This window comes from Delftia tsuruhatensis NBRC 16741 (assembly GCF_001571325.1).
Lineage (GTDB): Bacteria > Pseudomonadota > Gammaproteobacteria > Burkholderiales > Burkholderiaceae_C > Comamonas > Comamonas tsuruhatensis.
Window position 1 is genome coordinate 78,796 of the sequence record NZ_BCTO01000025.1, and the last position, 7,805, is coordinate 86,600.

Annotated in this window: 7 protein-coding genes; 4 read left to right on the top strand and 3 right to left on the bottom strand. The window is 66.9% G+C overall.

What is annotated here, in order from left to right:
- Positions 1–99 precede the first annotated feature (99 nt).
- On the top strand, positions 100–813 hold the full coding sequence (locus DTS01S_RS13740; protein WP_017405129.1) for a hypothetical protein: 714 nt from the start codon (positions 100–102) through the stop codon (positions 811–813).
- Positions 814–929: 116 nt separating this feature from the next.
- Here the strand turns inward: DTS01S_RS13740 and DTS01S_RS13745 are convergent, their stop codons facing one another.
- The 3 genes from DTS01S_RS13745 to DTS01S_RS13755 all read right to left on the bottom strand — a co-directional run bounded on the left by DTS01S_RS13745 (position 930) and on the right by DTS01S_RS13755 (position 4,791).
- On the bottom strand, positions 930–1,658 hold the full coding sequence (locus DTS01S_RS13745; RefSeq protein WP_016447013.1) for a DUF4198 domain-containing protein: 729 nt from the start codon (positions 1,656–1,658) through the stop codon (positions 930–932).
- A gap of 195 nt (positions 1,659–1,853) precedes the next feature.
- Positions 1,854–3,770: an AMP-binding protein gene (locus DTS01S_RS13750; protein ID WP_061287881.1), complete on the bottom strand. Its 1,917-nt coding sequence runs from the start codon at positions 3,768–3,770 to the stop codon at positions 1,854–1,856.
- Between the two features lie 4 nt (positions 3,771–3,774).
- Entirely contained in the window at positions 3,775–4,791 is a 1,017-nt protein-coding gene (locus DTS01S_RS13755) for a Bug family tripartite tricarboxylate transporter substrate binding protein (protein WP_061287882.1), read from the bottom strand.
- 123 nt (positions 4,792–4,914) lie between these two features.
- Here DTS01S_RS13755 and DTS01S_RS13760 point away from each other — a divergent pair, with 123 nt between their 5' ends.
- The 3 genes from DTS01S_RS13760 to DTS01S_RS13770 all read left to right on the top strand — a co-directional run bounded on the left by DTS01S_RS13760 (position 4,915) and on the right by DTS01S_RS13770 (position 7,718).
- A complete protein-coding gene (locus DTS01S_RS13760) occupies positions 4,915–5,865 on the top strand; it encodes a LysR family transcriptional regulator (protein WP_013802329.1) in 951 nt (316 codons plus the stop codon).
- Between the two features lie 55 nt (positions 5,866–5,920).
- Positions 5,921–6,502, top strand: coding sequence for a TetR/AcrR family transcriptional regulator (locus tag DTS01S_RS13765; protein ID WP_012205713.1), 582 nt, complete (start codon positions 5,921–5,923; stop codon positions 6,500–6,502).
- A gap of 115 nt (positions 6,503–6,617) precedes the next feature.
- Positions 6,618–7,718 (top strand): alkene reductase, encoded by a 1,101-nt coding sequence (locus DTS01S_RS13770; RefSeq protein ID WP_047327287.1) that lies wholly within the window; start codon positions 6,618–6,620, stop codon positions 7,716–7,718.
- Positions 7,719–7,805: the final 87 nt, after the last annotated feature.

The following is a 7,805-nucleotide window of genomic DNA, read 5'->3' on the forward strand; positions in this document are numbered from 1 at the left end:
TGGGCCATATGGGGGAAATCCGTGCACAGCCGTTGTTGTGGCGCTCCTGGCACAGCAATGTTCTGGTGGCGTCATTTTTCGGCTTTAGGATGGCGGGCCATGCGCAATTCCCACTCCCTTTGGACGGCGGCAGCCCTGGGCCTGGCAGCCTGTCTCGGCACCAGCCCGGCCCATGCAGCCCGGCCCATGATCACGGATGATGCCCGCATCGTCGATGCCAAGTCCTGCCAGCTGGAAAGCTGGGTCAAGTCCAAGAAGGACAGCACGGAGTTCTGGGCCCAGCCGGCCTGCAATTTCACGGGCAATCTGGAGCTGACGCTGGGCGCGGCACGCACGCGAGAGGACGGCAGCAGCCGGACCACGGATGTGGTGATCCAGGGCAAGACCCTGTTCAAGGAACTGCAGCCCAATGGCTGGGGCTGGGGCCTGGCCGTGGGCAATGCGCGGCATCCGAATGACGAGGGCCAGGGCCGGGGAGACCTGTACGCCTATGTGCCCGTCACGTTCTCGCTGCGCGATGACCGGCTGTTCTTCCACACCAACGTGGGCTGGCTGCGCACGGCGCAGGCGCATCGCAACCTCATGACCTGGGGCCTGGCCACCGAGGCCCAATTGAGCCAGAGCACCTGGCTGATTGCCGAGACATTCGGCCAGAACCAGGGCAAGCCGTTCTACCAGATGGGCCTGCGCTACTGGCTGGTTCCCAATCATGTGCAGGTCGATGCCACCTACGGCAACCGCGCGGGCAGCAGCACGCAGGAGCGGTGGTTTTCCATCGGCTTGCGGCTGCTGTCGTCACCGTTCCTGCCCTGAGCACTGCCTGGTGGCTGGCGTCGCGCCCGTATGCCTGCAGGCCCGGACGCCATGGAAACCGGTGCCCCGCACCGGCCGGTGCGGACCGTGCAGGACCGCAGTGCCTGCCGCAGTGCCTATTTGTTGGGCTTGGCTGCAGGGCCGGCCGGGATGGCGGCGACGCCATCAGGCTTGACGTAGGTGACCGAGGTCACGTAGTGCACACCGTCGTATTTTTCTGCGCCGTTCGGGCCGGTGCGCTCACCGCCGCTGCGCTCGTCGTGCGTGGCTTCGGCCACGTAGGTGCCCTTCCAGGGCATGTCGAACTGCACCAGGCCCTGCTCGTCGGCATGGGCTTCCTTGCTCCAGCCCGATTGCACGGTCAGCACCACCTTGGCCTTGGGCAGGGGCTGGCCCTTGTAGATAACCTTGAATTCGCCGGCCTTGCCCGAGGGCACCACATCCAGCGTCAGGCGCGGGGCCTGGGCGGCAAAGCCGGTGATCAGGCGCGCGGCCGGGTGGTACCAGTTGCGCAGTTCCTGCTCGCCCTTCTTGCTGGTGTACAGCGGATAGCCGGCATCCTCGGCCACGATGCTTTCGCCCTGGCCGGCCTTGAAGGGCAGCGCAAAGCCGGTGCCGGTCTTGCGGCCGTCGGCGGCCTTCTCGCCCTGGGCAGACACCAGGGTGGCCACGGGCTTGCCGAACTTGTCGAGCAGGCCCGGCGATGTCTCGCGCAGGTTGTCGCCAAACTCGCCAAAGCGGATCACGGCGGTTTCGCCGGCCGGCTGTTCCAGCCAGATCTGGTGGGCCTGGCTGGCGCCGCTGGCGGCCAGGAGTGCGGAGACAAGAATCCAGTGTTTCTTCATTGCAGCTTCCTCAATGGACAAAAAAAACAGCCATCGGCGCCACAACGGGCCGACGGCATGAACGTGCTTGGGCAGTGGGGTGCGGCCGCATGTCGCCGCATTGATTATTGAATGCGAATGGTTTGCATTCTATGCGCATTGCGCACCGCTCCGGCGCAGTTCACCAAGTGGCTGCAATGGGGTCCGGCCCAGCGTTCAGGCGGCATCCTCGATGCGCACCGGCTCGCCCGTGAAGGCCAGCGCCTCGGCGGCCTGCTCCCAGGGGCGCCTGTCGTGCGCCTTGGCCGGGCGCAGCACAAAGCCCTCGCCTTCCGCATGCGTGGTGCTGGCCGCGGGCGGCAGCGGCAGGCCCATGCGCTCATGCGCCTGGGCCACCAGGGTGCGGGCGTAGATTTCCGCAGCCATGCTGCGCAGGCGCGGCTTGTAGACCTTGCCCACGTTGGTGGTGGGGAGCGCATCGATGATGCGCACATAGCGCGGGCGCGCAGGCGCTTCGTCCACGCCGGCTGCGGCAAAGGCCAGCAGTTCGGTCTCATCGGCTTGGGCGCCGGGGTGGAGCGCGACAAAGGCCACAGGCACCTCGCCCGCATAGGCATCGGGCGCGCCCACGGCGGCGCAGGCCTTGACGGCGGGATGGCGCTCCAGCGCCTGCTCTATCACCTGCGGATCGATGTTGTGGCCGCTGCGGATGATCACGTCCTTGGAACGCCCGCGCAGCCGCAGCAGGCCATCGTCGCCGACCGAGCCCAGGTCGCCCGTGATCAGCCAGCCGTCATCGGTGAGGTAGCTGGACGGCTCGATGCCGGCCAGGTAGCCGGAAAACAGATTGGGCGACTGGAACACCACCATGCCGGTTTCGCCGGCCGCCGCTTCCTGGTCCGATGGCCTGCCGTCCGGCCCCATGCGGCGCACGGCCAGGCGCGCAAACGGCAGGCGCAGGCCCACATGTCCGGCCGCTGCGTGCAGGCCGGGCGGCGTGATGGTGGAGATGCCCGTCATCTCGGTCATGCCCAGGCTCTCGTGCACATGGAAGCCGCTGTGCGCCTTGAAGCGCGCCGCCACCTCGGGCGACAGCGGCGCGGCGCCCGTGCGGAAGTAGCGGATGGAGGACACATCGGCCCCCAGCAGCGGCACCTCCACCAGCGCGGCCAGCACCGTGGGCACGGCCGACATCAGCGTGGGCTTCCACTGTGCCGCCATGCGCCAGAAGCCGGCAATCACGGCCTTGTTGCGAAACAGCCCCGTGGTCGGAATGATGACGTGGGCCCCGGCCGAGAAGCAGGCCAGCGAGCCCGGCAGCACGCCCGCCACATGGAACAGCGGGTAGCCGTTGATGGTGCGGTCGGCCGTGTTCAGGCCCTGCATCTGCACGCTGGCCCAGGCGGTGTAGACCTGGGCGCCATGCGTTTGCACGGCGATCTTGGGCGCACCCGTGGTGCCCCCGGTATGAAAGTAGGCCGCCACGTCGCCGGCCTGGGGCTGGCGCCCGCTCACCAACCGGTCGGAGGGCTGGGCGGCCAGGGCGGCGTTCAGATCGCTGGCGGGCCAGCGCTGTCCATCCCCCTGGGGAACCCGGCCTTCATGCGAGACCCAGAGCACATGCGCCAGGTCCGCATCCAGCGCCGTGACTTTCTCGCGGATGCCGGCATCGTCCTCGTCCGCCCAGGCGATCAGAAAGCGCGCGCCCGTGGTCCGCATCAGGGCAGAGATCTTCTCGGCACTCAGCAGCGGATTGATGGGCTGCACGATGCCCGCCGCCTCGCCGCCCCACAGCGCAAAGTGGTACTCCATGCAGCCGGGCAGCAGGATGGCCACCGTGTCGCTGGCGCCCATGCCCAGCGCATGCAGGGCGTTGGCCGTCTGGTGGATCTTGCCCAGCAGTTCGGCATAGCTCAGGTGCCGGGCATCATCCACGCTGCCGGCCTGGGGCAGAAAGCTCAGCGCCCTGCCCTGGCCGTGCTCGCGCGCGGAGTTGCAAAACAGGTCGTAGACCGTTTGCGCCGTGATCAGCCCGGCCATGGGTTGGCTTTCGATGGCCTCCACATCGGCCAGGGAACGCACGGCCCGCAGGGGCCGGAACATGGATTGCGCAGGAATAGGACTCATGGCCATGGGCTCACTCCGCGCCCAGGCCGTTGGTACGCACCACCTCGCCCCAGCGGGTGTAGTCGCTGCGGATCAGGCCCTCGGTGTCCTGGGGGTTGAGGTAGGCGGCCGCCACGCCGATCTTCTCGAAACGGTCGCGCACCTCGTCGGTGGCCAGCAGCTGGCGCGAGGTGGCGCTGAGTTTGTCGATGATGGCGCGCGGTGTGTCCCTGGGTGCCACCAGGCCGCCCCAGGACGATGCCTCATAGCCGCCAAAGCCCTGCTCGGCCATGGTCTGCACGCCGTCCAGCGCCTTCACGCGCTGCGGCGTGCCCACCGCCAGGGCCCTCAGCCGACCGCTGCGGATATGGGGCAGCGCAGACACCATGTCCGCATAGATCACCGGCACCACGCCGCCCAGCGTGTCGTTCATGGCGGGCGCGCTGCCCTTGTAGGCCACGTGCTGCATGGTGTGCAGCTTGGCGGATTTCATCAGCTCCATGCTCAGGTGGCCCGAGCTGCCCGCCCCGGAGCTGGTGTAGTCCAGCGTGGCGGGCTGCGCCTTGGCGTACTGGAACAGCGATTTGAGGTCCGTCACCTTGGGCAGCGACTGCGCATTGACCGCAATCACATTGGGCAGGTCGTAGATCTTGGTGACCGGGGCGAAATCCGTGGCCGGGTGGAACTTGACGTTCTTGAAGAAATGCGGCGCCATGATGGTGGGCGTGACCATCATCATCAGCGTATAGCCGTCAGGCGCTGCCGTGCGGAACTGGCCTGCCGCCACCGCGCCCGATGCGCCGGGCTTGTTCTCTATCACCACGGGCTGGCCCAGCTGGCGCGCCAGCGCCTCGGCGTAGACGCGCGCCGCGCCATCGGTGGGTCCGCCCGGCGGGAAGGGAACGACCAGGCGAATCGGCCTGTCGGGCCAGGCGCCGGTATCGGTATTGGCCTGCGCCGCGCCGCACAGCGATGCGAACGCAGCCACGCCGATGGCGCCCAGCGCCATGCCCTTGGCCAACGCCTGTCTTTTTGTGATGCCTGCCATCTTGTCTCCTTGAATGCTTATGTGTTCTGGCTGGCCCATTCTGCCCAGCGCACCCTCTTTGACAATGGCGGCGGCGGTTGACATCATGTCAAACAATATTGACACCCCCTTGGACTGCAGCGCATGGATCTCCTGGCATTCAACATCCTTGTCCAGATCATCGAACACGGAAACCTGAGCCAGGCGGCAAAGTTCTTGAACATGTCGCGGGCCAACGTGAGCTACCACCTGGCCCGGCTGGAGAAGTCCCTGGGCGCATCGCTGCTGCGCAGAACGCCCCAGGGCGTGGAGGCCACCGAGGTCGGCCAGCGCATCTATCGTCATGCGCGCAACATCCTCAACGAGACCGAGCTGGTGCGCGAACTGGCCCAAAGCAGCACGGACGACATCTCGGGAAAGATCGGGCTGAGCGTGCCCACCGGCTACGGCCACCTGGTCATGGCGCCGTGGCTGATCGAGTTCAAGCGCGCCCATCCGCAGGTGGTGCTGGACATCCGCCTGGAGAACTTCATCGACAACCTGCTCAAGGACAGCGTGGACATCGCGATCCGCGTCATGTCCGACCCGCCGCCCATGCTGGTGGCGCGCGACATGGGGCCGGTGCGCTACAGCCTGTGCGCCTCCAGCGACTGGCTGCGCAGCCACCGCCTGCCGGAGACACCGTCCGAGCTGTCGCGCACGCCGCTCATCACATCGGGCGGCGAAAGCGGCAAGGTGCGCCTGCAGATTGCGCGGAACGGCCAGCCGCTGGAGGAGCTGGACATCACGCCCACGCTGATGTCGCGCAGCTACCCTTTCCTGTGCGACTGCATCACCGGCGGCCTGGGCGTGGGGCTGGTGCCCGACTACATGGTGCGCCGCCAGGTGGAGGATGGCCGCGTCGTGCTGGCCATGCAGGACTACGAATTCAGCATCAACCAGGGCCGCATGTTCATGCTGTACATGCCCAACCGCTTCCAGTCCGGCGCCGCCCGGGCCTTGATCGACTTTCTGAGCGACAGGATGGGCCTTGCGCGCATCATCCGGCCGGGTGACTTGCCCGACACGGCACAGGCCTTGCGACCGCCGGAATGACGCGGGAACAAAGTTTGTAGACGACTGGTCGGTTTTTGCGTTAGACTTCGATCCCATGAAGAAACCCGCACAGGAAACACGCCAGCACATCCTTGATGTGGCCAAGGCGTTGATGACCCAGAAAGGCTATACGGCCGTCGGCCTGGCCGAGGTCGTTGCGGCTGCGGGCGTGCCCAAGGGCTCCTTCTACTACTACTTCAAGTCCAAGGAAGAGTTCGGCCAGGCCCTGCTGCAGGAGTACTTCGACGAGTACCTGGCCAAGATCGATGCGCTCATGGAGACGCCCGATCCGGCCATCTCCCGGCTGATGACCTACTTCCGCCATTGGACGCAGAACCAGTGCTCGGCCCATGCAGGAGGCCAGTGCCTCGTGGTCAAGCTGGGCCCCGAGGTCTGCGACCTGTCCGACGACATGCGCTCGGTGCTGCGCACCGGCACCGACGCCATCATCACCCGGCTGACCGACTGCGTGCGCGCCGGCCAGGCCGACGGCTCCATCACATCCGACCTGGACGCGCCAGCGCTGGCCGAATCGCTGTACCAGCTGTGGCTGGGCGCCTCCCTGCTGTCCAAGCTGGGCCGGCATGAGGAGCCCTTTGCCGCAGCCCTTGTTTCCACGAAGCGGCTGCTGGGCTGAGCAGGCTTGGCCGCCGCTTTTTATTTGTCTTTTTTGTAGACGACTGGTCAACTTTAAAACCTACACCTCTTACTTATCCCACTTCTTTTTTGTTCAACCACCACTACTGCACACCATGACCGACCACAGCCTTCACACCGATCTGTTCTCCCCCACCCAACTGGGCGGCCTGTCGCTCGCCAACCGCTTCGTCATGGCCCCGCTGACCCGCAGCCGCGCCGGTGACGACGGCGTGCCCACCGAACTGCACGCCACCTACTACGCCCAGCGTGCCAGCGCAGGCCTGTTGATCAGCGAAGCCGTCAACATCTCGGCCCAGGGCCGCGGCTACAACCTGACCCCCGGCATCTGGACCGAGGAACAGGTCGCCGGCTGGAAGAAGGTCACCGACGCCGTACATGCGGCCGGCGGCAAGATCGTGGCCCAGCTGTGGCACGTGGGCCGCTACTCGCACGTGGACCTGCAGCCCGGTGGCGTGGCCCCTGTCGCCCCCTCTGCCATCAAGGCCGAAGGCGTCACCTTCACGCCCAACGGCGTAGCCGAGGTGTCCATGCCCCGCGCCCTGGAAACCAGCGAAATCCCCGGCATCGTCGAGCAATACCGCCATGCGGCCGAATGCGCCAAGCGTGCAGGCTTTGACGGCGTGGAAGTGCACTCGGCCAACGGCTACCTGCTCGACCAGTTCCTGCGCGACTCCACCAACCACCGCAGCGACGCCTATGGCGGCAGCATCGAAAACCGCGCCCGCCTGACGCTGGAAGTCACCGACACCGTGGCCAAGGTCTGGGGCGCCGACCGCGTGGGCATCCGCCTGTCGCCCGTCACGCCCAACGCCGGCAACACGCCGCTGGACAGCGACGTGATGGCCCTCTACGGCTACCTCATCCCCCAGCTCAACCGCTTCGGCCTGGCCTACCTGCACGTCGTGGAAGGCGCCACCGGCGGCTCGCGCGAACTGCCGCCCGGCGTGGACCTGGACGCGCTGCGCAAGCTCTTTGACGGCGCCTACATGGGCAACAACGGCTATGACCTGGAACTGGCCATGGACCGCCGCGCCAAGGGCCTGATCGACACCGTGGCCATCGGCCGCCCCTTCATCGCCAACCCCGATCTGGTGGCCCGCCTGCGCCACGGCAAGGAGCTGGCCGTGGCCCCGCACGAGGCCTACTACGGCGGCGGCGCCCAGGGCTACATCGACTGGCCTGCATTGGCGTAACTCCCCCTGAGCGGCTTACGCCGCTTCCCCCGTTGCACGACGCCCCCTCTCGCTTCGCGGGAGGGGGCGTCCGGGCAGCCGGCGACA

What these genes read in the sequence shown, in the direction of transcription:
- DTS01S_RS13770 (WP_047327287.1), top strand. Translation starts at nt 6,618, where the DNA reads ATGACCGACCACAGCCTTCACACCGATCTGTTCTCCCCCACCCAACTG.
- DTS01S_RS13755 (WP_061287882.1), bottom strand. Translation starts at nt 4,791, where the DNA reads ATGGCAGGCATCACAAAAAGACAGGCGTTGGCCAAGGGCATGGCGCTG.
- DTS01S_RS13750 (WP_061287881.1), bottom strand. Translation starts at nt 3,770, where the DNA reads ATGGCCATGAGTCCTATTCCTGCGCAATCCATGTTCCGGCCCCTGCGG.
- DTS01S_RS13760 (WP_013802329.1), top strand. Translation starts at nt 4,915, where the DNA reads ATGGATCTCCTGGCATTCAACATCCTTGTCCAGATCATCGAACACGGA.
- DTS01S_RS13765 (WP_012205713.1), top strand. Translation starts at nt 5,921, where the DNA reads ATGAAGAAACCCGCACAGGAAACACGCCAGCACATCCTTGATGTGGCC.
- DTS01S_RS13740 (WP_017405129.1), top strand. Translation starts at nt 100, where the DNA reads ATGCGCAATTCCCACTCCCTTTGGACGGCGGCAGCCCTGGGCCTGGCA.
- DTS01S_RS13745 (WP_016447013.1), bottom strand. Translation starts at nt 1,658, where the DNA reads ATGAAGAAACACTGGATTCTTGTCTCCGCACTCCTGGCCGCCAGCGGC.